This is a genomic window from Streptomyces sp. CLCI03 (assembly GCF_053615355.1).
Genome location: NZ_CM132132.1, coordinates 639,672 through 660,481 on the forward strand (window position 1 = coordinate 639,672; position 20,810 = coordinate 660,481).

Annotated in this window: 20 protein-coding genes; 12 read left to right on the forward strand and 8 right to left on the reverse strand. The window is 73.4% G+C overall.

Annotated elements, in window-relative coordinates:
- Positions 1-32: 32 nt before the first annotated feature.
- The gene (locus ACWG52_RS02955) at positions 33-1,184 is read right to left on the reverse strand and encodes a terpene synthase family protein (protein WP_389801888.1); all 1,152 of its coding nucleotides are present in this window, start codon (positions 1,182-1,184) and stop codon (positions 33-35) included.
- Complete coding sequence (locus ACWG52_RS02960) at positions 1,181-2,098, reverse strand: SAM-dependent methyltransferase (protein WP_389801885.1); 918 nt, start codon at positions 2,096-2,098, stop codon at positions 1,181-1,183. The genes ACWG52_RS02955 and ACWG52_RS02960 overlap by 4 nt, the downstream gene beginning before the upstream one ends.
- A gap of 593 nt (positions 2,099-2,691) precedes the next feature.
- On the opposite strand from ACWG52_RS02960, the gene ACWG52_RS02965 reads away from it, so the two are divergent.
- A complete protein-coding gene (locus ACWG52_RS02965) occupies positions 2,692-3,783 on the forward strand; it encodes a PP2C family protein-serine/threonine phosphatase (protein ID WP_389801882.1) in 1,092 nt (363 codons plus the stop codon).
- A gap of 88 nt (positions 3,784-3,871) precedes the next feature.
- Here ACWG52_RS02965 and ACWG52_RS02970 read toward each other — a convergent pair whose 3' ends face one another.
- Positions 3,872-4,774 (reverse strand): LysR family transcriptional regulator, encoded by a 903-nt coding sequence (locus ACWG52_RS02970; protein WP_389801879.1) that lies wholly within the window; start codon positions 4,772-4,774, stop codon positions 3,872-3,874.
- Positions 4,775-4,848: 74 nt separating this feature from the next.
- Between ACWG52_RS02970 and ACWG52_RS02975 the strand changes: the two genes are divergently transcribed.
- The gene (locus ACWG52_RS02975; protein WP_389801876.1) at positions 4,849-5,826 is read left to right on the forward strand and encodes a threonine ammonia-lyase; all 978 of its coding nucleotides are present in this window, start codon (positions 4,849-4,851) and stop codon (positions 5,824-5,826) included.
- A 79-nt stretch (positions 5,827-5,905) separates the two neighbouring features.
- Positions 5,906-7,000, forward strand: a complete 1,095-nt coding sequence (locus ACWG52_RS02980) for a polyprenyl synthetase family protein (RefSeq protein ID WP_389801874.1) — start codon at positions 5,906-5,908, stop codon at positions 6,998-7,000.
- Positions 7,001-7,026: 26 nt separating this feature from the next.
- On the opposite strand, the gene ACWG52_RS02985 is transcribed toward ACWG52_RS02980, so the two are convergent.
- Complete coding sequence (locus ACWG52_RS02985) at positions 7,027-7,770, reverse strand: DUF4386 domain-containing protein (protein ID WP_389801871.1); 744 nt, start codon at positions 7,768-7,770, stop codon at positions 7,027-7,029.
- Positions 7,771-7,913: 143 nt separating this feature from the next.
- Between ACWG52_RS02985 and ACWG52_RS02990 the strand changes: the two genes are divergently transcribed.
- On the forward strand, positions 7,914-8,624 hold the full coding sequence (locus tag ACWG52_RS02990) for a TetR/AcrR family transcriptional regulator (RefSeq protein WP_389801868.1): 711 nt from the start codon (positions 7,914-7,916) through the stop codon (positions 8,622-8,624).
- A 170-nt stretch (positions 8,625-8,794) separates the two neighbouring features.
- Positions 8,795-9,007: a hypothetical protein gene (locus ACWG52_RS02995; RefSeq protein ID WP_389801865.1), complete on the forward strand. Its 213-nt coding sequence runs from the start codon at positions 8,795-8,797 to the stop codon at positions 9,005-9,007.
- A 68-nt stretch (positions 9,008-9,075) separates the two neighbouring features.
- Here the strand turns inward: ACWG52_RS02995 and ACWG52_RS03000 are convergent, their stop codons facing one another.
- Positions 9,076-9,390: an NIPSNAP family protein gene (locus ACWG52_RS03000; RefSeq protein ID WP_389801862.1), complete on the reverse strand. Its 315-nt coding sequence runs from the start codon at positions 9,388-9,390 to the stop codon at positions 9,076-9,078.
- A 127-nt stretch (positions 9,391-9,517) separates the two neighbouring features.
- On the opposite strand from ACWG52_RS03000, the gene ACWG52_RS03005 reads away from it, so the two are divergent.
- The 5 genes from ACWG52_RS03005 (at position 9,518) to ACWG52_RS03025 (ending at position 17,442) form a co-directional block, all read left to right on the forward strand.
- The gene (locus tag ACWG52_RS03005; RefSeq protein ID WP_390165801.1) at positions 9,518-10,759 is read left to right on the forward strand and encodes a TerD family protein; all 1,242 of its coding nucleotides are present in this window, start codon (positions 9,518-9,520) and stop codon (positions 10,757-10,759) included.
- A gap of 143 nt (positions 10,760-10,902) precedes the next feature.
- Entirely contained in the window at positions 10,903-13,605 is a 2,703-nt protein-coding gene (lanKC, locus tag ACWG52_RS03010; protein ID WP_453127708.1) for a class III lanthionine synthetase LanKC, read from the forward strand.
- On the forward strand, positions 13,602-13,739 hold the full coding sequence (locus tag ACWG52_RS03015) for a SapB/AmfS family lanthipeptide (RefSeq protein ID WP_389801853.1): 138 nt from the start codon (positions 13,602-13,604) through the stop codon (positions 13,737-13,739). The genes lanKC and ACWG52_RS03015 overlap by 4 nt, the downstream gene beginning before the upstream one ends.
- Positions 13,740-13,813: 74 nt before the next feature.
- On the forward strand, positions 13,814-15,622 hold the full coding sequence (locus tag ACWG52_RS03020) for an ABC transporter ATP-binding protein (RefSeq protein ID WP_389801850.1): 1,809 nt from the start codon (positions 13,814-13,816) through the stop codon (positions 15,620-15,622).
- Positions 15,619-17,442 carry an ATP-binding cassette domain-containing protein gene (locus ACWG52_RS03025; RefSeq protein ID WP_389801847.1) on the forward strand — a complete coding sequence of 608 codons (1,824 nt, stop codon included), beginning with the start codon at positions 15,619-15,621 and terminating at the stop codon, positions 17,440-17,442. The genes ACWG52_RS03020 and ACWG52_RS03025 overlap by 4 nt, the downstream gene beginning before the upstream one ends.
- Positions 17,443-17,473: 31 nt before the next feature.
- On the opposite strand, the gene ACWG52_RS03030 is transcribed toward ACWG52_RS03025, so the two are convergent.
- A complete protein-coding gene (locus tag ACWG52_RS03030; protein ID WP_390138455.1) occupies positions 17,474-18,088 on the reverse strand; it encodes a LuxR C-terminal-related transcriptional regulator in 615 nt (204 codons plus the stop codon).
- A gap of 390 nt (positions 18,089-18,478) precedes the next feature.
- On the opposite strand from ACWG52_RS03030, the gene ACWG52_RS03035 reads away from it, so the two are divergent.
- Both ACWG52_RS03035 and ACWG52_RS03040 read left to right on the forward strand, forming a co-directional pair.
- A complete protein-coding gene (locus tag ACWG52_RS03035) occupies positions 18,479-18,886 on the forward strand; it encodes a YciI family protein (RefSeq protein WP_266354282.1) in 408 nt (135 codons plus the stop codon).
- 8 nt (positions 18,887-18,894) lie between these two features.
- Complete coding sequence (locus ACWG52_RS03040; protein WP_453127712.1) at positions 18,895-20,073, forward strand: RNA polymerase sigma factor; 1,179 nt, start codon at positions 18,895-18,897, stop codon at positions 20,071-20,073.
- A gap of 76 nt (positions 20,074-20,149) precedes the next feature.
- Here the strand turns inward: ACWG52_RS03040 and ACWG52_RS03045 are convergent, their stop codons facing one another.
- Complete coding sequence (locus ACWG52_RS03045) at positions 20,150-20,371, reverse strand: hypothetical protein (RefSeq protein WP_389801836.1); 222 nt, start codon at positions 20,369-20,371, stop codon at positions 20,150-20,152.
- Complete coding sequence (locus ACWG52_RS03050) at positions 20,355-20,798, reverse strand: ribosomal maturation YjgA family protein (protein ID WP_389803286.1); 444 nt, start codon at positions 20,796-20,798, stop codon at positions 20,355-20,357. Before ACWG52_RS03050 ends, ACWG52_RS03045 begins: the two co-directional genes overlap by 17 nt.
- Between the last annotated feature and the right edge of the window lie 12 nt (positions 20,799-20,810).

Genomic DNA, 20,810 nt, shown 5'->3' on the forward strand with positions numbered 1-20,810 from the left:
CCCGACCGCACCGGCCGGGGCCTCGGCCTCGCTCAGTCGCGTACGTGCCGCCACCATGAGGCGAGGGCGGGCACGTCCGGCGGCTCGGTTCCGGTGCGGCTGGGAACATCGGCGAACCGGATCGCGAACCGGGCTTCCGCGAGGGGCAGTTCGTGCCGGTTGCGGGGGCTCGCGTACCGGGGCGCCCGGCTCTGCCAGGTGATGGAGCCGGCCACGTAGTGGCCCAACGCCGCCAGGTGTCGGCGCAGTTCCGCGTCCGCGCCGACCTCCAGCCTCTCCCTGAGCGTCATGAAGAGGACCATCACCCGATCGCGCAGGGCCACCGCGAGCGGTACGGCCTCGGCCGGCGAGCAGTTCTCCTGGTGGGCGAGGACGTTGACGAGGTTCACCTCCCGCGGCTCCAGGTGATCGTCCTTGTCGTAGGAGAACAGGTCGTTGTCCGCGCTGACGACGAATCCCGCCGCGTCCGTCAGTGCCGTCAGGGCGCGGGAGCAGAGCACCTCCGCCGGCAGTCGGTCCCCGCGCGCGACGTCGGACCAGGTCAGCGAGAAGCGCGTGCCGTTCGCCAACGGCCCCATGGCGACGAAGTCGTTCAGCCCCGGCATGACCCCCGCCTCGGCCTGGGCGGCCCGCCAGGCCGCTCCGAGCAGCCAGTCGCGCGTCCCCTCGACGAACCTGCGCAGTTCGTAGGGCGCGAGCAGGGCATGGGTGCGGCGGACCAGGTCCAGCAACGCGCGGGTCATCGGTCCGTCGGGCAGTACGGATGCCCCCGGGTCCTCGATGGTGCGCAGCAGGCGTACGCCGTGTTCGACGACGGCGCCCGTACCGACCTCGTCGGAGCCCGAATCCTGCCAGTCGTCGACGGCGTTGGCCCAGTAGTTCCACTCGGCGAAGAGCAGCAGGGCGTCGACGCTCCCGTCGGGGATGATGCGGCAGGAGAAGTCGGCGCTGTGGGTGGCCAGTCCCCAGGCGCGCTCGACCGGATCGGGGTAGACGCCGAAGGCGTCCAGCCACTCGACCGCGCGGGCCTCCACCTGTTTCGCCCGGGGATGGACGAGGTCGCGATCCAGGGGGCAGTAGAAGGACGGCAGGCGCGCACCGAGGCGCGAGGGGCGCGGCGCCGGGGGCGGTACCGGTGGCGATGCGGGGGCGGGTACGGATGCGGGTACGGGTGACACCGTCATCGGCGGCTCCCGATCCGGAACTGCAGCAACCGCGTCTGCACCGCGTGGTCGCGCCAGAGCCGGAAGAATCTGCTGTGGGCGATCGTCGACTGTTCGAGCCGCTCACCGGTCCACGCGCCGGGCTCGGTGTCGGCCCCCGCGCGGAGCCGGTCGAGTTCGGCGGTGTTCCACGCCATGGACTGCACCCAGAACTCCGCCACCGAGTCCGTCACGTCCTCCTCGTGTACGAGTTCGAACCCGGCCGCCTCGGCCGCGGCCAGGTATTCCCCTCTGAGTCCCAGTCGCGTTCTGTAGTAGCCGTCGATGAACTCGCGCCATGTGGAGCGGCCGACGAAGTGTTCCTGGATGCCGAACCATCCGCCGGGCTCCAGTGCCTTGGCGACGACTTCGAAGAGCCGGGTCCGGTCGGTGTAGCCGCTGCTCTCGTTGGCGTAGACGGCGTCGTACGCGCGGGTCTCGTCCAGGTCGTGCACATCCGCGAGGACGGGGTTCACCCGCTCCCCCACCCCCGCCTGCAGGGCGAAGTGCCGGACGATCGGGATGTGTTCGGACGCGACGGTGAGGCTGGTGACCGAAGCTCCGTGTTCCTGCGCCCAGTAGAGCGAGGTGCCGCCCAGGCCGCAGCCGATGTCCAACAGCCGCCGCGGAGGCGCCTCGTGCGCGCCCCACGCTCGGGCCGAGTGCTCGACTATCCGCTCCTGCGCGTCGAACAGGCGCTGCTTCACCATGCTCTGGGGGACGGTGGTGTCCGGCGGGCCGTCCGGGTACAGCCCCACGTGGAAGTGGACACGCGGGCCCGGGCCGTACTTGTGCAGGATCTCCTGGGTCTTGTGGCTGTAGTACAGCCGTATGGGATCGTCCGAGGTCGAAGCCCGATCGTCGGCTAAGGATGCTACGAGGGGGGTGACGCGCATGGGGTGTCCGCCCTTTCGTGGGGTAGGGCTGCCTCCGGGACACGTTGTCACCGCGCTCACCGCGTCCCGTCCGGCACACTGTCGAAGCACGGATCATCGTGGCACTTCGTAGGCTCTACGTCAGCCCACTGGAGCAACACGGAACGGCGTCCGAATATCGCCGGTGGCGGGCCGAGCGGCACCGGTCGTCGGGCAGGGCCGAGGCCGATCGGGTCGGGGGGACCGCCACATCAGGTCCCGAAGGCCGTGTCGGCGGCGTCCGACGGCACCCGTTCGGTCCGGGCCGGTGAGGGTGGCGAGATACCGCCCGTGCGAGAGGGCCGCCGGCCGGTGCCGGTGGCCGGGCTTCACCCCCTTGCGGACAGGATCGGTCCGCAAGGGCGGTCCTGCCCGCAGCGGTGCGGGCAGCGACGCGTCCGATGCGCCCGGACGCCCTACGTTCTGCCTGGTCGGACCGTGTGCGGGGCTCGCGGGGACGGCCGACGGCCGGCCGGTCCCGAGGGCTCTGTCGACGCGGTCCGACGGTTCGGGGCCGGCGGCCGACTGCGATCTCCAGAGCGCTGTGTCCTCATTACGTAGATATCCTGTGAAGTGTGATCGAGTCCGGACGGCCGCGGCTCCGCCGGCGCCCCGGCCCGGGAAGACTTGTGCGGCTGTCGCCGGTCATCCTGACCGTCGTCATTGCCAGCCTGGCCTACGCCACTCCCCCGGAGATGGCCTTCAGCCGCCTCCTGCCCGCGGCGCCGGCCCTCGCCGCCGCCATGTGGCCGGTGCTCCCCACCGTCCTGCTCGGGACGGTCTGCCTCCTCTTGATGATCGGCCTCGGCATGGTCTTCCCCGACCTGGGGACGTGGTGGACGGCCGCGGGGATCATCGCGGTCACCGTGGCCGCCGCGTACGGCAGCCACGTCCGGCTCCAGCGCGAGCGCACCCTCTTCCAGGTCCGGCTCGTCGCCGACGCCGCGCAGCAGGTGGTGCTCAGCCCCATGCCGCGCCGCTTCGGCCGGGTCGAGATCGAGTCGCTCTATCTCGCGGCCGCGGCGGAGGCCCGGATCGGCGGGGACTTCTACGAGGTGGTCGACACCCCGTTCGGCATCAGGCTGCTCATCGGTGACGTGCGGGGCAAGGGCCTGCCCGCGGTGGGGGCGGCCGCGGCGATCGTCAACGCCTTCCGGGAGGCCGCCTACGACGAGACCGACATGGTCGCCATCGCGCGCCGGATGGATGCCAGCAGCATGCGGTACAACGGCGCCTTCCCACCCGAGGGGCCGCTGGAGCGCTTCGCCACCGCGCTGCTCGTCGAGATCCCGCACGGGGGCAGACGGATCGACATCCTCAACTGCGGACACCCCCCGCCTCTGCTCCTGAACGCCGGGAAGGTCCGGGCCCTCGAACCCAGCACCCCCTCACCCCTGCTGAGCCTCGCGGAGTTGATCGGCGACCACTACAGCGTCGACACCTTCGACTTCGCCCCCGACGACCTGCTGCTTCTCTACACCGACGGGATCGCCGAGACCCGCGCACGCGACGGCGAGTTCTTTCCGCTGGCGGCCTGGATGGGGCGACAACCCCCGACGCCGCCCGACGAGCTGCTCACGGCACTCCACCGCGACCTGCTCGACTACAGCAGGGGCCGTCTCGACGACGACATCGCCGCCCTGGCCGTACGTCTGTGCGACTCCTGAGGTCGACCGGCGGCCGGGGCTCCGTCAAGGGCCGTGACGTTCCGCCTCCCACGGCCACGAGACCGTCCTTCAGGGGGCGGGAGCGGCTTCAGGGCCACGGGACGGTGTCGACGGCGGTGTTTTCGAGGACCCTCAGGAAGGCGTCGACGGGGGCCGCGAGCGGTGGGGATCCGTAGACGACGGCGTCCACGACGCGGTGGTCGTCCGGTAGGCGGTCGATCCGCACATCGGGGTGGCGGTGTGCGCGCAGGGCGAGGCCGGGCAGCGTGGTGACGCCGAGGCCGGCGGCGACGAGTGCCTGGGCCGCGACGTAGTCGTCGGTCTCGAAGGCGATCTCAGGGGTGAAGCCGTGCTTCCCGCACGCCGACAGCAGGTGCGTGCGGCACCGCTCGCAGCCGGCGATCCAGCGCTGGTCGCGGTAGGTGTCGAGGTCGGTGGGCGGGCCGGGCCAGGATGCGCCGGCCCTGCTGACGATGTAGAGGGGCTCGTGCAGGACCGACGTCACGGTGTGGCCCTCGCGGTCGCCGGCCGGGCCGTCGCCGTGGTGGAAGGTGAGGGCGACATCGACCTCGCCGCGTCGTAGCGCCGCCAGGGCTTCGGGGGGTTCCGCCTCGGTCAGCGCCAGTTCGATGTCCGGGTGGGCGACGCCGAAGGCGGCGGCCACGGTCGGTACGACCGTGGCGAGCGCGGAGGGGAACGCCGCGAGGCGCACCCGTCCGGCGCCGAGCCCGGCGTGGGCCGCGAGTTCGGTCCGGGCCGAATCGATGCGGCCGAGGATCTCCTCCGCGCGGTCGGCGAGCAGCCGGCCGGCCTCGGTCAGTCGGATGCCACGGCCCGCCCGCTGGACGAGCGGCACCCCGGCTTCGGCTTCGAGCCTGGCGAGGTGGTGACTGACCGAGGGTTGCGCGTAGTGCAGGGCGGCAGCGGCAGCCGTCACCGAACCCTCGCGGGCGATGGCGGCGAACACCCTGAGCCGGTTCTCGTCGAACATCCATCGATGATATCGATGGATTCATCGGAAACTGACATTTGTCCTATGGGTCGGCTCCTGCGCAGCATGAGGACATGCACAGTCCGACGATCTCCGACGTCCTTCGCGCGCGTCGTCTGCAGAGCGCGCACCTGTCCCCGACCCCCTTGCTCTCCTATCCGGCGCTCGACGCCTCCGTCGGCGCCGGTGTGCGGGTGCTGGTCAAGCACGAGAACCTGCAGCCGACCGGCGCCTTCAAGGTCCGCGGAGGCATCGCCCTCCTGGCCGCGATGGACCCGGACGAGCGCGCCCGCGGTGTCCTGTCGTACTCCACGGGCAACCACGCGCAGTCCCTCGCCCATGCCGCCGCCCTCTTCGGTGTCCCGTGCACCATCGTCATGCCGGAGAACCCGAATCCCCTGAAGGCCGAGGCCGTACGCCGTCTCGGCGCCGAACTGGTCGCCTACGGAGGGGACTTCGACGAGGCCCGCCGCCACGCCGAGCAGCTCGCGCCCCGGCGCGGGATGCGTCTGGTCGGCGCGGCGAACGAACCGGCCCTCATCGCGGGCGTGGCCACCGCGTACCTGGAGGTCTTCGAGCGGGAACCGGACCTCGACGCGATCGTCGTGCCGGTCGGCGGTGGCAGCGGCGCCGCCGCCGCTTGCCTGGTGGCGGCGGCGATCAGCCCGCGCTGCCGGGTCATCGCGGTGCAGTCCCGCCACTCGCCGGCCGCGCACGACTCGTGGCGCGCGGGCCGCTGCGTCGAGCGTCCGAACACCACGACCGCGGAGGGCCTGGCCACCGGGTCGGGCTTCGAACTGACGCAGCGTCTGCTCCGTGCGCACCTCTCGGACTTCCTGCTGGTCGACGACGACGAGATCCGGCGGGCCCAGTGGCTGCTCATGCGTGACGCCCGCACGGTCGCCGAGGGGGCCGCCGCCGCATCACTGGCGGCGCTCGTCGCCGCGCGCGAGGACCTCGCGGGGCAGCGGGTGGCGATCATGTGCACGGGCGGCAACGCCGGCGAGGGCGACCTGCGGGCCTGCCTCTCCGCGGCGGCCTCGGTGAGCTGAACGGCCCGCGGCGACGTCGAGCGAGGTCCGGCGTCGACGGCCGACCCACGGGGGTGGCCGGTCGTCGATACTGATCTTCATGCATGCCAATGTCACCGCCGCCACCCTGGAACGCGTCGCCGGTCACCGGATCCGCTTCGACGCCCGGTTCGAGCGGTACTTCGACAGCCTCGGTGAACGCCTCGACGTCCCGGTGCCCAGCCGGTACGTCCCGCGTTGCCTGGAGCTCCTGCGGGAGTTCTCCATGCGCGGCGGCAAGCGACTGCGGGTCGTCCTGCTGTACGAGGCGGCCCGGCTGGTCACCACCGACGACGTACCGGGGCTGGCCGAGGCAGCGCTGAGCATCGAACTGCTCCAGACGCACGGGCTCGTCCACGACGACATCATCGACGACGCGCCCCTGCGCCGAGGCGGCCCCTCGACGTACTACGCCTACCGCTCGGAGTTCCCCGGCCAGGACGCCACCGCCCTCGGGCTCGCGATCCTCGCCGGGGACCTCGCCGCTTTCCTGTCCACCCAGGTGCTGCTGGAGGCCGAGGTGCCCGCCGAGCTCCGTCAGGCGCTGCTCGGCGTGCACACGCGCACCGCGGCGGAGACCGTGGCCGGGCAGATCGCCGACCTGGAGCGGGACTCCCACACCCTCCCCGACGAGGAATTCCTGCACACCGTCACCGACTTCAAGAGCGCGCGGTACTCGATCCTCGCGCCGCTGACGATGGGGCTGCTGGCCGCGGGTGAGGATCCGGCGCCGCACCGCGAACGTCTGCACCGCTACTCCCGGCTGGTGGGCATCACCGAGCAGATGCGCGACGACTTCGTCGACCTCTTCGGACCGTCCGGCGCCGGCCCGGCGGCCGAGCTGAAGTCCACCGGGGCGGACATCCGCTCGGGCCGTCGCACCTACGCCGTGCGCGCGGTGCTTGCCGCCGCGACCGGGGCCGACGCCGCCCTCGTCGAAGCCGCGCTCGGTGATCCCGGCTGCCCGGACGAAACCCTGGGCCGGATCCGGGAGATCGCCCGCGCCTGCGACGTGGACCGGCTGCTGGGGGCGGAGATCCGGCGGCACGCGGAGGCGGCCTCGGCCGAGGCCGCGTCGTGGGAACCGTACTGGCGCACGGAGGCCGTGGAGTTCTTCCGGGGCCTGCCGATGTGGAACGTGGACCGGATGCCCTGAGAGTCGACGAGGGTCGACGAGGACCGTCACACGGCGGCCGCGGCAGGCCCGGCGGTCCCGACGGTCCCGCCGTCCAGGTCCGCGCCCGAGCCCGCACCCGCGCCCTCGTCGAAGCCCTTGGCCAGCAGCTGGACGGCCAGGGTCACTTCCCAGGCGAACACGGGCAGCGCCGCGAGGGACCCCGCCACCGAGACCTGCTCGTAGATCCCGAACAGCACGGCGGTCGCCGAGGCACAGATCAGCGTCCCGCCGACCAGCCCGAGGACGGCGAGCGGTCGGGGCACGAGCCGTGAGGTGTACATCAGGCCGGCCAGGACCAGGGTGTTGGCCCCGAGGACGAAGTTCGGCCCGAACAGGAACGTCCAGTCGTGGAGGGCCACCAGGGCCTGGCCGGCCGTGACCAGGGAGGCCTCGTCGGCGCCCGTCGCACCCTGCGCCCCCGCCCTCAGCGTCACCACCGACAGCACGCTGACGATCCCGACGAGGATGACGGCGGCCTCCAGCAGCCGCCCGCAGACATAGCCGACAGCCGCCCCCTCGTCGCGCCCGCGCAGCACCGGGTACAGCACGGCCCCTGTGCCCGTGACCGCCAGCACGAGGACGAACTCGCACAACGCCCCGAGGAACACCCGGGTGTCGGCGCCCGGCCCGAGGACGTAGCCGGCGTCGTCCAGAAGGGGGCGGTAGAGCGCGAGCCCTCCGATCGCGGCGATCTCGGTGACGAGGAACAGCACACCCGCGACGATCGCGGTTCTCCTGGTCGAACTCATACGGAACAGCCCCTCCCTCAAAGGTGTACGGCGTACACCTGATGGCTGGCGCTCACCCTAGGTGTACGCCGTACACTCGTCAAGGCGCGGCCGACGCCACCCGCACCACCCGTCTCCGGGAACGGATCGAGGGAGAAGCCCCCATGCCCGAGCAGCCGCAGGAATCGCAGGAACCGCGCCGGACCCCCCTGAGCCGGGACCGGGTGCTGCGCGCCGCCGTGGCCTTCGCCGACGGCGCCGGGATCGAGGCGCTGAGCATGCGCAGACTCGCCCAGGAGCTGGGTGTCGTCCCGATGGCGCTCTACAAGCACGTGGCCAACAAGGAGGAACTCCTGGACGGCATGGTGGAGGTGGTGGTCGCGGGCATCGCGAGCCAGGCTCCCGGATCCGACTGGAAGAGCGCGGTCCGCGCGCGGATCCTCGGGGCGCGCGGCGCCCTCCTCGCGCACACCTGGGCGGCTCAGGTCATCCGGTCGCGCACCAGCCCGACACCGGCCGTGCTCGCGTACCTGGACTCGGTGATCGGCACGTTCCTGGCCGGCGGCTTCTCGACCGACCTCACCCACCATGTGATGCACGCCCTCGGCAGCCGGGCGCTGGGCTTCACCGAGGAGTTGTTCGAGGACCCGGCGGGTACCGCACCGCAGGACGCGGGGGCTCAGGCGGCCGCGTACGAGGCGATGGCCCGGCGGTACCCCCATGTCACCGAGCTGGCCCGGGCGGTGGCGCACGACCGGCGGACGGTCGTCGGCGAGGGGTGCGACGACCAGTTCGAGTTCGAGTTCGCGCTGGACCTCCTGCTGGACGGGTTCGAACGACTCCACGGGCAGGGCTGGAGGTCCACGCCCTCGTGACGCGGAACCGATCGACGGTCCGGACCGGACCGGGCCCGTCGGTACCGGGCGCGGGCATTCGGGTGGCGGACCGCCGTGTCGGAGCGCCCGCTCCGACCAGGTTCGCCATCCTGGGCCGGGCACGGCATCGCGATCGCCGGTGCCCTCCCCACGTCGAGAAGGAGTACGGCATGCCGACGGACGCGGTCGGGCGATTCCTCGCGGCTCTCGGACCGCAGCATCAGGAGGCCGTCACCAGCAGACCGCGGGAGGAGCAGGAGCGGCTCGCGGCCGCCTGGGAGCGGGAGCTGGCCTCGGACGACGAGCTCGACACGCTCGACGAGTTGTCACCGCCCGCGGCGGAGGCCGAGGCGGCCCGCCGGGTCCTGGACCGCGAAGGGTGAGGTGAGTTCGCGGCTCGGCCCGGACCGGTGCCCGCCTGCCGTCATGGGCGGGCGCCGGTCCGGACCGGTCAGACGGCGGGGGTGTCGAGCGGCCGCAGGAAGCGGCGCTCGTACCGCTTGATGCAGCGGGTCTCGCGGGCCAGCTCGAAGGCGGCCTGGCACTCCGGATCGGACATGCTGTCCGTGCGGTACCGCTCGTAGGCGGCGAAGCCGGGGAAGGAGAAGAGGGCGTAGGCGATGTCGCTGTCGCCCTCGCTGGGCAGGAAGTAGCCGTGGTGGGTACCGCCGAACCGGTTGACGAGCCGGACCCAACGGCGTCCGTACTCCTCGAAGTCCGCGAGCTTGTCGACGTCGATCTCGTACTTCAGATGAATGGTGATCACCGCCCCATCATGCCGGGACCCCGTGACGTCCCCCGGGGCGGAGGCAATCGCCGCCTTCGGGGCGGAGATCGGGCCGAACCCTCGTACGCTGCGGGAGTCGGAGTGAAGCAGCGGAAGGGGGAACCGCATGTCCATGCGCAAGGGTGCCAACGTACCGGTGCCGAGTGCCGCGGTCCGGGTGGAGCTGGGTTGGCGAGGGGGTCCCGGTGCGCCCGATGTGGACGTGTCGGCCCTGCTGTTGACGGCCGCCGGCAAGGTGCGGTCGGACGACGACTTCGTGTTCTACAACCAGCCCGTGCACCCCAGTGGCGCCGTGCGTCACGAGGGGCGGCGGCAGGACGGCGCGGGCGTGCTCGAAACGATCGCGGTGACGCTGTCCGGGGTGGAGGACGAGATCGGGACCGTGGTGGTCGCGGCTTCCACCGACGGCACGTTCGGTCAGGTGTCCGACCTCTTCGTACGCGTGCTGGACGCGCGGAGCGGCGAGGAGACGGCGCGGTTCGACGCCACGGACGCCACGTCGGAGACCGCGTTCGTGCTCGGGGAGCTGTACCGGCGGGCCGGTGCGTGGAAGTTCCGGGCGGTGGGCCAGGGGTACGCCTCCGGGCTGGCCGGTCTCGCCACGGACTTCGGGATCACGGTGGACGATCCCGCCCCGACCCCGGCCCCGCCCGCGCCCGTTCCGGCGCCCGTGCGGCCGGAGGTGACCGTGCCCGCGCCCGCCCGCCCGGTACGGCTGTCGAAGATCACCTTGACGAAGGCGGCCCCCGCGGTGTCGCTGACCAAGCAGGGGGCCACCTCCGGCGGCATGCGCGTCAATCTGACCTGGAGCGTCGCCGCGCCGCCGCGCGGGTGGATGCGCAAGGGGAACGACGCCGTGCGGCTGGAGGACGTCGACCTCGACCTCTCCTGCCTGTGGGAGCTGCGGAACGGAACGAAGGGGATCGTCCATCCCATCGACAACCAGTTCGGCTCCTTCCACCAGCCGCCGTACATCCAGCTGGACCACGACGACCGGACCGGTGCGAGCGAGGCCGGCGAGAACCTCATGATCAACCTCGATCACGCGGCCGAGATCAAGCGCCTCCTGGTCTTCGTCGTCATCTACGCCGGAGCCACCAGCTTCGCGGGCCTGCAAGGGGTCGCCACCCTTCATCCCCCCGTCGGTCCGCCGATCGAGGTGCGCCTGGACGAGTGCACCGTCCCCTCTCCGGTGGCCGCGATCGCCCTGATCGAGAACGTGGGCGGGGAGCTGATCGTCCGACGCGAGGCGAAGTACCTCCTGCTGGCGCCCGGCATCTTCAAGCAACAGGCCGCGGACATCGAGTACGGCTGGGACATGAGCTGGCAGTCGGCGAGCAAGGACTGACGATCTGACCCTCGGGCCTCCTCAGGCCTCCGCGGGCCCCTTGTGACTCGTGCGTACTGCACACCTCATCGGTGACAGCCGCGACTGTCGCGGCCCTCGGACCGCGTGACAGCGTGGACACGTCACCGACCGAGGGAGCAGGAGTGAACAAGGGGTACGCCGCCTTCTGCGACGCCGACCGCTGGTTCTACGACGCGCCGTACCGGCGGACCGAGGAGAACTACCCGGCCGCCACGGCCCCCGTGCCGGCGGGGTGGCAGACGCACCGCAGCGGGGACTGGTCGGCGCTGCGGCCCGTCGACGCCCTGCTTCCCTCCCAGGGCTGGAAGATCCACGTCTCGGCGTGCCTGGACAACGCCGAATCCGTCCTCGAACGGGTCCACGCGTACTGCGTGGAACGCCGGATCGCGTTCAAGTTCGTGCCGAGCCGGTACCTGCTGCACCTGCGCAACGCGAAGTACGCCGACCGCGCGGCGAGCGGCAAGTTCCTCACCGTGTACCCGACGGACGAGGAGCAGTGCCGGCGCATCGCCGAGGAGCTCGACGCGTTGCTGACCGGGGAACCCGGCCCGTACATCCTGAGCGATCTGCGCTGGAACGACGGCCCCGTGCACCTGCGTTACGGCAGTTTCACCCTGCGGCACTGCTACGACGACCGCGGTGAACTCGTCCCGGCGATCGAGACCCCGGACGGCCGGCTCGTGCCGGACCCACGGGGTCCGGTGTTCCGACCGCCCGAGTGGGTCGAGCCGCCCGCGTTCCTCGCACCCCATCTGGCCCGACGCGCGGCCGTCACCCTCGAAGGGCTTCCGTACACGGTCGAACGGGCCCTGCACTTCTCCAACGGCGGCGGTGTCTACGTCGGCCGTGACGTGCGCACCGGCGAGCCGGTCGTCCTGAAGGAGGCGCGCCCCTTCGCGGGGCTCGCGGCCGACGGGGCGGACGCCGTCACCCGGCTGCACCGTGAACGCAGGGCCTTGGAGCAGTTGGCCGGGCTGGACTGCGTCCCCTCGGTGCACGGCACCTTCACCGTCGGGGACCACCACTTCCTCGTGATGCAGCACCTGGAGGGCAAGCCCCTCAACACCTACTTCGCCCGCCGGCACCCGCTGATCGAGGCGGAGCCCGATCCCGAGGAGCTCGCCGAGTACACCCGGTGGGCGTTGGAGATCCACCGGCAGGTGACGCGGGCCGTGGAGGCCGTGCACGCCCGCGGCATCGTCTTCAACGACCTGCACCTGTTCAACGTGATGGTCGCGGAGGACGAGGTGACCGGCGCGCCGTCGGTCGCGCTGCTCGACTTCGAGGCCGCCGCCCACGTCGACGAGGGGCTGCGCCAGACCGTCGCCAATCCGGCGTTCGTCGCCCCGGCCGGCCGACGCGGCTTCGCCGTCGACCGCTATGCCCTCGCCTGCTTGCGGCTCGCGCTGTTCCTCCCGCTGACCAGCCTGCTGGTGCTGGACCGGGCCAAGGCGGCGCACCTGGCCGACATCGCCGCCGAGCAGTTCCCGGTCCCCCGCGCGTTCCTCGACGAGGCGGTCCGGGAGATCCTCGCCGACCCGGACCCGGACCCGGACCCAGACCCGGATCCGGACCCCGGTTCCGACCCTGCCTCCCGCGCGGATTTCGGCCCTCACCCGGTCGTACCCCGCGCCCGCCGCCGCTACCTGCCCGTCGAACCGGACGATCCGGAGGCCGCCCGTGCCTCGATGACGGCGGCGATCCGGGCGAGCGCCACCTTCGACCGAGAGGACCGCCTCTTCCCCGGGGACCCGGCCCAGTTCGCGACGGCCGGCGGCGGAACCGGCTTCGGCCACGGCGCGGCCGGTGTGCTGTACGCGCTCGCCGAGACCGGCGCCGACCCCTGGCCCGAGGCCGAGGAATGGCTGCTGGCCCGGACCAAGGAACCGGCTTCCGGCATGCCGCTGGGGTTCTACGACGGCCTCGCCGGTCTCGCGTGGACCCTGGAACGGCTCGGGCACCGCGACCGGGCGCTGGCCCTGGCCGAGCAACTGCTGGGCCAGCCCTGGCAGTCGGTCGGACCCGACCTGCACGGCGGACTCGCCGGCATCGGCCTGGCCCTGGACTCCCTGGGCTCGACCACCGGCGAGAGCGCACTGCACGACGCGGCCCTGCGCTGCGCCGATCTCCTCGCCGACCCCGCGACCACGTCCGGGCCGAACCGGGCCGGGCTTCTGCACGGGCACAGCGGTCCCGCGCTGCTCCATCTGCGGCTCTACGAACGCACCCGCGACCAGGAGTGGTTGATCCGGGCCGGCCGGGCCCTGCATCGCGATCTCGACCGTTGTGCGACCAGCGCCTTCGGCACGCTGCAGGTCGACGAGGGCTGGCGCACGATGCCCTACCTCGGCGCCGGCAGCGTGGGGATCGGCATGGTGCTGGACGACTGGTCGGAGCACGCGCGGGACGACCGCTTCGAACGCGCCCGGCCGGAGATCGTCCGCGCCGCCCAGGCGACCTTCTACGCCCAACCCGGGCTGTTCCGCGGCGCGGCCGGGATGATCCTCCACCTGGCGCGGACCACCACGCCGGGTCCCGGCTCCGGCCCCGCGGACATCGCCCGGCAGGTGGAGGCCCTGGCCCGGCACGCGGTCCCGTACCGCGGCTTCCTGGCCTTCCCCGGCGAGCAGATGATGCGCCTGTCCATGGACCTGTCCACGGGCACGGCCGGTGCGCTCCTCGCCCTGGGCAGCGCCGCGCCCGGTGGGCGCGCGCAGCTGCCGTTCCTCCCTCCGCCGCGGTCGGCCGCGGCGGTCCCAGAGCCGGTCCCCCTCGCGGGGGCCGTGTCCCATCGGAACACCACAGTGAAGAGGAAACGGACATGACGCTTCTCGACCTGCAGTCGATGGAAACCCCGAAGGAAGAGACCAGCGAGGCCGCGCACGGTGGCGGTGGCGGCAGTCGCGCCAGCCTGCTGCTCTGCGGCGACAGCAGCTTGAGCATCACGACCTGTAACTGATCAGGGATCAGGTCCTCCCGGGCCCGGGCGGTACACCGCCCGGGCCCGCACCACACCCCTGGAGGCCGCGCCCCATGACCGTGCCCGCTTCCTCCGGCGAGGCGTCGACCGCCCGCACCGCCGACCGGGCCCTGCGGGCGGCCGCGCGGCACAGCGCCGGCCGGCTCGCCGCCGCGTCCGCCTGCTCGGTGGCCGCCGCCGGCGCGGCCCTGGCCGAACCGGCGGTCCTCGGCCACACCCTCGACCTGCTGCTGCGGCAGGATCCCGCGGGCGCCCGGTGGACCGCCTGGTGCGCGGCGGTGATCGCCGCCGAGGTGCTGCTCGACGCGGCGACGGCCCGGCTGACCGGCGGTGTCGACGCCCGCTCCACCGCCTGGCTGCGTCGGCTCGGGCTCGGGCGACTGCTGCGCACCGCGCCGCACCGGGCCGCCCGCCACTCCCCCGGCGAAGTCTCCGCCCGACTGACCGCGCAGGCCACCACCGCCGGGGCCGTTCCGGCGGCCGTCGTGACCGCGTCCGTGGCACTGATCCCCCCGCTCGGCGGGCTCGTCGCGCTGGTCCTGGTCGACGTATGGACCGCGCTGGCCTTCCTCGCCGGACTGCCTTTGCTCGCCGTGCTGTTGAGGGCGTTCGCCCGAGACTCGGGCGCCAGCGTCAGCCGCTACCAGGAGGTCCAGCTGGACCTGGCCGGCCGGCTCGTGGAGGCTCTCGGGGGCGCCCGTACCATCGCCGCCGCCGGGACCGCCGCACGCGAACAGGCGCGCGTACTGGCCCGGTTGCCGGAGCTCGGCGCCGAGGGACGGCGGACGTGGCGGATCTACGGCGCGACCGTGGCGCGTACCGGTGCCCTCATGCCCCTGCTGCTCTACGTGGTCCTCGGCGTGGGCGGGGTCCGTCTCGCCGAGGGCGCCCTCGGCGTCGGCGGGCTCCTCGCCGCCGTCCGCTACGCGGGCCTCGCGGCCGGGGTCGGCGCCGTGACGGGGCGGCTGGCCGCCGTGGTCCGCGGCCGGGCCGCCGCCCGCCGCACCGCGGCCCTCTTCGAACTGCCCGAGCTCCCCCAGGGGGAGCGCCGATCGCTTGCCTCGGGACCGGGCACGCTGGAACTGTGCGGGGTACGGGTCGTCCGCGCGGGCACCGTACTGCTGCACGACGTCGACCTGCGGATCCCCGGCGGGGCGACCGCCGTCGTGGTCGGCCGATCGGGCTCCGGCAAGACGACCCTGGCCGCTGTCGCGGGGCGGCTCACCGCGTGCGACGCGGGCCGGGTCCTGCTCGACGGCGTGCCGCTGGACGAGCTGTCCGCCGAGGAGTTGCGCCGCGAGGTCGGCCACGCCTTCGAACGACCGGCCCTCTTCGGGGGCACCGTCGCGGACGCCATCGCCTTCGGCGACGGCCCGCGACCGTGCCCCGGGTCCGGCCCGGACCCGGAGGCCGTGCGCGCCGCCGCGCGGGCGGCCGGGGCGGACGCCTTCGTGCGCCGGCTGCCCGAGGGCTACGACACGGCGCTCGCGGACGCGCCGCTGTCCGGCGGCGAGTTGCAACGTCTCGGCCTGGCACGGGCGTTCCACCGTGCGGGGCGGCTGCTCGTCCTGGACGACGCGACGTCGAGCCTGGACACCCTCACCGCCCGTGAGGTGGAGCGGGCGCTGGCCCGCGAGGTCCGGCCGGGGACCCGCCTGGTCGTCGCCCACCGCGTCTCCTCGGCCGCCCGCGCCGACCTCGTCGTATGGCTCGACGCGGGGCGGGTGCGGGCGACCGGTCCGCACGCGGAGCTGTGGCGGGACCCCGCCTACCGGGCGGTGTTCGGCGAAGGGGCCCGACCGGAGACGGATGCGCGGCCGGAGGCGGATGCGGAGCCGCCGGGCCGGGAGGCGGTGCGATGAGCGAGCACGGCACGTGGCGCCGGGTGTCCCGCGAGGGCCGCCGCTTCGTGCGCGGCCGGACCCGGACCCTGCGCCGGCTCGTGCTCTGGTCGCTGCTGGAGTCCGCGCACACCTTCCTCGGGGGGTACGCGGTGGCCCGCGCCCTCGACGACGGCTTCCTGGCCGGCCGCACCGGTACCGGCATCGGCTGGCTGGCCGTGGCCGGGGTGGGCTCGCTGCTCGGCGCCCTGGCCCTGCGCGGGGTGTTCGGCGGGCTCGCGGACCTGGTCGAACCGCTGCGCGACGGCCTCGTACGGCGCTCCGTGCGCCAGGCGATCGGGCTGGCCGTCTCCGATCCGGCGAGGGCGTCGCGGGCCGGTGACTCGGGTGCGGTGTCCCGGCTGACCCAGCAGACCGAGATGGCCCGGGACTCCTTCGCCGGACTGGTGCTGATCGCCCGGTCGTTCGTCTTCACCGCTCTGGGCGCGCTGCTCGGGCTGGCCGCGCTGGCCCCCGTCCTGCTGGTCCTCGTATTGCCCGCGCTGTTCCTGGGGACGGCGGCCTTCCTCGCCACGCTGCGCCCGATGGCGCGCGTGCAGCGGGCGGCGCTCGACGCCGACGAGGCGCTGTCCGGGCGCACGGGCGAACTGGCGGCGGGGTTGCGTGACGTGGTCGCGTGCGGGGGCGGGGCGAGCGCGGGGGCCGGGATCGAGCCCCTGATCGCCGAGCAGGAACGGCTGACCGGGCGGCTCGCGGGGTGGACCGCCCTGCGCACGCTGGCCCTGGGCGTCGCGGGCCGGTTGCCGGTCGTCGTCCTGCTCGCCGGAACCCCCTGGCTGCTCGGGCGCGGGGTGAGCGCGGGGGCCGTGGCCGGGGCGCTCACCTACCTCGTGCAGTCGCTGCTGCCCGCCCTGGACGCGCTGATGACGGCGGTGGGCGCGGCGGGCACCCGGTTGCTGGTGGTGCTGGACCGGTTCTGCGATCCGGAAGAGGCCCCGCGGCCGAACGCCGAACCCCTGGCGGCGGACCCGGGACCCGCATCCGACCCGTTCGCTGCACCCGCTGCACCCGCGCCCGCCTCACCGGCCGCACCGGCCGCTCCCCCCGCACCGGCCGTCGAGCTGCGGCGGGTCCGGTTCGCCTACGGTCCTCGCGCGCATCCGGTGATCGACGACCTCGACCTGGTGGTCCGGCCCGGCGAGCACCTGGCCGTGGTGGGGCCGAGCGGCATCGGCAAGTCCACCCTCACCGCCCTGATCGCCGGTCTGCTGCCGCCCGGCCGGGGAACCGTACGGGTGGCGGGCGCCCCCGCGTGCGGCACCCCGGGGCGCGCCGCCCCCGGGTACGGCCCCGACGTCCGCCGGACGCTGCTGCCGCAACAGGCGTACGTCTTCACGGGTACGGTCCACGAGAACCTGACCCACCTGTGCCCCGGCCCGGTGTCCCGGGGCGAGGTGGAGCGGGCCACGGCCGTCCTCGGCGCGGACGCGCTCGTGGCCCGGCTCGGTGGACCGGACGCCGTCGTCGATCCGGGCCGGCTCACCCCGGGCGAGCGGCAACACCTCGCCCTCGCCGCCGCCTACCTCTCCCCCGCCCCCTTGCTGCTGCTGGACGAGGCCACCTGCCACCTCGACCCGGGGGCCGAGGAGCGTGCCGAGCGGGCGCTCGCGGAGCGCCCCGGCACGCTGGTGGTGGTCGCCCACCGGATCTCCTCCGCCGTCAGGGCCGACCGGGTCCTCGTACTCGACGGGACCCGGGCGGTGTGCGGCACGCATGCGGAGCTCCCGGCCAGGTCGCCCCTGTACCGGGATCTGGTGGGTCTGTGGAACGCGCAAGGGTGAGGAAGGGTCCGGGGCCCCTCGGGCCGGCGGCTCAGACCCAGCCGGCTCGCCGAGATATCCGGATGGCATCGATCCGGTTGCGGGCGCCGGTCTTCCGGGTCACCGCGGCCATGTAGTTGCGGACGGTTCCGCTGGCGAGGTGCAGGGCGCGGGCGATCTCCGCGATCGAGTCGCCCTCGGCGGCGCGGGCCAGCACGCTCAGTTCGCGCGGGCTGAGCGGCATGGGGTCGGCCTCCATGAAGGCCGAGGCGAGCGCGGCGTCGATGAAGCGTTCCCCCGCCGCGACCTTGCCGACGGCCCGGACCAGTCGGGCGGGCGAGCCGTCCTTGTCCACGTAGCCGAGCGCCTGGGTCCGGAAGGCGCGCCGCAGCGCGCCGGGCAGGTCGGCGCGGGCGAGCACCAGCAGTGGGGTGGGTGCGGGCGAGGAGGGCAGCAGGCGGGCGGCGCCCACGTCCGCGTGGAGGGCGGCCGAGACGCCCGGACAGTCGAGGTCCACGACCACCACGTCGGGTCGTAAGAACTCGGCCTGGCGCGCGGCGGCCCGCCAGCCGGCCGAGGTGACGTCGAAATCGCCTTCCGATCTCAGCAACGCGGCCAGGGCCGACCTCACGAGGCACACGCTGTGCAGCACCAGAACCTTGGTCATCGGGTTCCCCTCACGAGACGATCGATCAGCATCAAGCGGCTGCCCAGCTACCACCGCGAGGGAACGTCACGGCGGGAGGCGTGCGGGGGCGCGTGGCCGGAGGCGGCCGGTCCTGCCGCTGCGCCCCGGCGTCGCCGGTGGCCCTCCGACCTCGGCGGGCATCCGGAAAGTGCCGTGGAACCGCGCACGGGGCCGAAATCCGGATGGGCTGATTCCGCGTGCATTCGGCGGGATCCGCGTCGCCCCGCCCCCCACGATGCGCGGCCGCGCGGGGTCCGGATCGGCCCGGAGCGAAAAACTTCGGACGGGGATGTCGAGAACCCGTGGCCGGCTCCGTCCCAGGGGTGAAGGCGACCACAATGGGTCGCACCAGCACCGAGGAGAAGCGTCATGGCCAAGTACCTGCTGCTCAAGCACTACCGCGGCGCCCCGGCAGCCGTCAACGACGTCCCCATGGACCGGTGGACGCCCGAGGAGATCTCGGCACACATCCAGTACATGAACGACTTCGCGGCACGCCTCGAAGGCACCGGCGAGTTCGTCGACGGTCAGGCACTCGCCCCCGAGGGGACCTTCGTCCGCTACGACGGCGAAGGGCGCCCGCCGGTCACCGACGGTCCGTTCGCGGAGACCAAGGACCTGATCGCCGGCTGGATGGTGATCGACGTCGACAGCTACGAGCGCGCCGTGGAGTTGGCCGGAGAGCTGTCGGCAGCCCCCGGGGCGGGCGGGAAGCCGATCCACGAGTGGCTCGAACTGCGTCCGTTCCTGTCCGCGCACCCGAGCACCACGGAGTGACCTCACCGATGGACGAGGCCCTGCTCAGGAGCCTCACGCCGGGCGTGCTCGGGATCCTCGTCCGCCGCGGAGCAGACTTCGCGGCGGCCGAGGACGCCGTCCAGGAGGCACTGGTCGAGGCGGTCCGCACCTGGCCCGCCGAACCGCCGCGGGACCCGAAGGGCTGGCTGGTCACCGTGGCCTGGCGGCGCTTCCTCGACGCGACCCGGGCGGACAGCGCCCGGCGCCGGCGCGAGGACCTGGTGGACGAGGAACCGCCGCCCGGACCCGCACCGGCCGTGGACGACACGCTCCAGCTGTATTTCCTGTGCGCCCACCCGTCGCTGACGCCGTCGGCCGCCGTGGCGCTCACGCTGCGCGCCGTCGGCGGGCTCACCACGCGCCAGATCGCCCAGGCCTACCTGGTGCCCGAGGCGACCATGGCGCAGCGCATCAGCCGGGCCAAGCGCACGCTCTCCGACCATGGGGTCTCCCCTGCTCGAAGAGCCAGGGGAAGGTTCGACCGTCCCGGCGATGTCGCCACCGTGCTGCGCGTGCTGTACCTGGTCTTCAACGAGGGATACTCCGGCGATGTCGACCTCGCCGCCGAGGCCATCCGGCTCACCCGGCAGCTCGCGGCCCGCGTCGACCACCCCGAGGTGGCCGGACTGCTCGCCCTCATGCTGATCCACCACGCCCGGCGCGCCTCCCGGACCGCGTCCGACGGCAGCCTGGTGGCGCTCGCCGAGCAGGACCGGGGCAAGTGGGACACCGCGGCGATCGCCGAGGGCGTACGGATCCTGCAGGCGGCCCTCGCTCGTGACCGGCTGGGCGAGTTCCAGGCGCAGGCCGCCATCGCGGCTCTGCACGCGGACGCGCCCACCGCCGAGCAGACGGACTGGGTGCAGATCGTCGAGTGGTACGACGAGCTCGCGCTCCTGACCGACAGCCCGGTCGTACGGCTGAACCGCGCGGTGGCCGTCGGTGAGGCCGACGGACCGCGCGCCGGGCTGGCGGCGCTCGCGGCGCTGGACGAGGCACTGCCCCGCCGCACGGCGGTGGCCGCGTACCTCCACGAACGCGACGGCGACGTGGTGACGGCGGCCCGGCTGTACGCCGAGGCCGCCATGAAGGCGCTGAACTTCGCCGAGCGCGATCACCTGACGCGCCAGGCCGCCCGGCTGAACACCGCGCGCCGGTCCCCCTGACCGGCCCGCCGCGCCCGACCGGCCCGCCCGTCGGGCACCTGCTGCGCTGCTGCGGGACGCGGTGGTGTCCGACGGGTCAGGGCGCCGTGGGGGCGACGGTCGGCGAGTTCCCTCCCGTGGGCTCGGGGTCGGGCGCGAACGGCCCCACCCGGTTGGTCATCATGATCATCATCGTCGCGACGAAGACCAGGGTGATGACGATCAGCGCCGCCCCGATCGGGTTGGCGGGGTTGTAGTGGTAGCGGTTCGTCCCCCACCTGCTCCGCTTGAAGATCGGCTCATCATCGTCGTGGGTCATGTCCGACCTCTCTGTCGGGCCCGTCGGACGGCGCGAGCGCGGTGTGGAGGAGGCAGCCGGCCGCCGCGCCGACCACGTACCAGAACAGGTCGGGTGCGTTGAAGGTGGAACCGAGGACCAGGCGGGCCACCAGGCTGTGCCGGGAGAGCTCGGCGGGTGCGGCGGTCAGCTGGAGGAATTCGACGGCCCAACTGGCGGCCAGCGCGGTCCCGGCGGCCCGCAGGGGTGTCAGCCGGGGCGCGACCAGTACGACGAGGGTCAGCAACAGGACGGTGTACAGGGCGTCTCCGCCGTACTTCGCCGTGCTCCCCGTCGTGGCGGCCCGCAGTCCCAGCCCCGCGCCCACGGTCACCACCGCGGCCGCGGCGGCCACCGACCGGGTCCGTCGGAGGGCGGGGGCGGCGGCGCCGGCGCGGCGGCGGGGTATGGAATCCACGGG

Excerpts from the sequence above, each read along its gene's own strand:
- ACWG52_RS02955 (WP_389801888.1), bottom strand. The coding sequence starts at position 1,184 with ATGACGGTGTCACCCGTACCCGCATCCGTACCCGCCCCCGCATCGCCA.
- ACWG52_RS02960 (WP_389801885.1), bottom strand. The coding sequence starts at position 2,098 with ATGCGCGTCACCCCCCTCGTAGCATCCTTAGCCGACGATCGGGCTTCG.
- ACWG52_RS02970 (WP_389801879.1), bottom strand. The coding sequence starts at position 4,774 with ATGTTCGACGAGAACCGGCTCAGGGTGTTCGCCGCCATCGCCCGCGAG.
- ACWG52_RS02975 (WP_389801876.1), top strand. The coding sequence starts at position 4,849 with ATGCACAGTCCGACGATCTCCGACGTCCTTCGCGCGCGTCGTCTGCAG.
- ACWG52_RS02980 (WP_389801874.1), top strand. The coding sequence starts at position 5,906 with ATGCATGCCAATGTCACCGCCGCCACCCTGGAACGCGTCGCCGGTCAC.
- ACWG52_RS02985 (WP_389801871.1), bottom strand. The coding sequence starts at position 7,770 with ATGAGTTCGACCAGGAGAACCGCGATCGTCGCGGGTGTGCTGTTCCTC.
- ACWG52_RS02990 (WP_389801868.1), top strand. The coding sequence starts at position 7,914 with ATGCCCGAGCAGCCGCAGGAATCGCAGGAACCGCGCCGGACCCCCCTG.
- ACWG52_RS02995 (WP_389801865.1), top strand. The coding sequence starts at position 8,795 with ATGCCGACGGACGCGGTCGGGCGATTCCTCGCGGCTCTCGGACCGCAG.
- ACWG52_RS03005 (WP_390165801.1), top strand. The coding sequence starts at position 9,518 with ATGTCCATGCGCAAGGGTGCCAACGTACCGGTGCCGAGTGCCGCGGTC.
- ACWG52_RS03015 (WP_389801853.1), top strand. The coding sequence starts at position 13,602 with ATGACGCTTCTCGACCTGCAGTCGATGGAAACCCCGAAGGAAGAGACC.
- ACWG52_RS03020 (WP_389801850.1), top strand. The coding sequence starts at position 13,814 with ATGACCGTGCCCGCTTCCTCCGGCGAGGCGTCGACCGCCCGCACCGCC.
- ACWG52_RS03025 (WP_389801847.1), top strand. The coding sequence starts at position 15,619 with ATGAGCGAGCACGGCACGTGGCGCCGGGTGTCCCGCGAGGGCCGCCGC.
- ACWG52_RS03030 (WP_390138455.1), bottom strand. The coding sequence starts at position 18,088 with ATGACCAAGGTTCTGGTGCTGCACAGCGTGTGCCTCGTGAGGTCGGCC.
- ACWG52_RS03035 (WP_266354282.1), top strand. The coding sequence starts at position 18,479 with ATGGCCAAGTACCTGCTGCTCAAGCACTACCGCGGCGCCCCGGCAGCC.
- ACWG52_RS03040 (WP_453127712.1), top strand. The coding sequence starts at position 18,895 with ATGGACGAGGCCCTGCTCAGGAGCCTCACGCCGGGCGTGCTCGGGATC.
- ACWG52_RS03045 (WP_389801836.1), bottom strand. The coding sequence starts at position 20,371 with ATGACCCACGACGATGATGAGCCGATCTTCAAGCGGAGCAGGTGGGGG.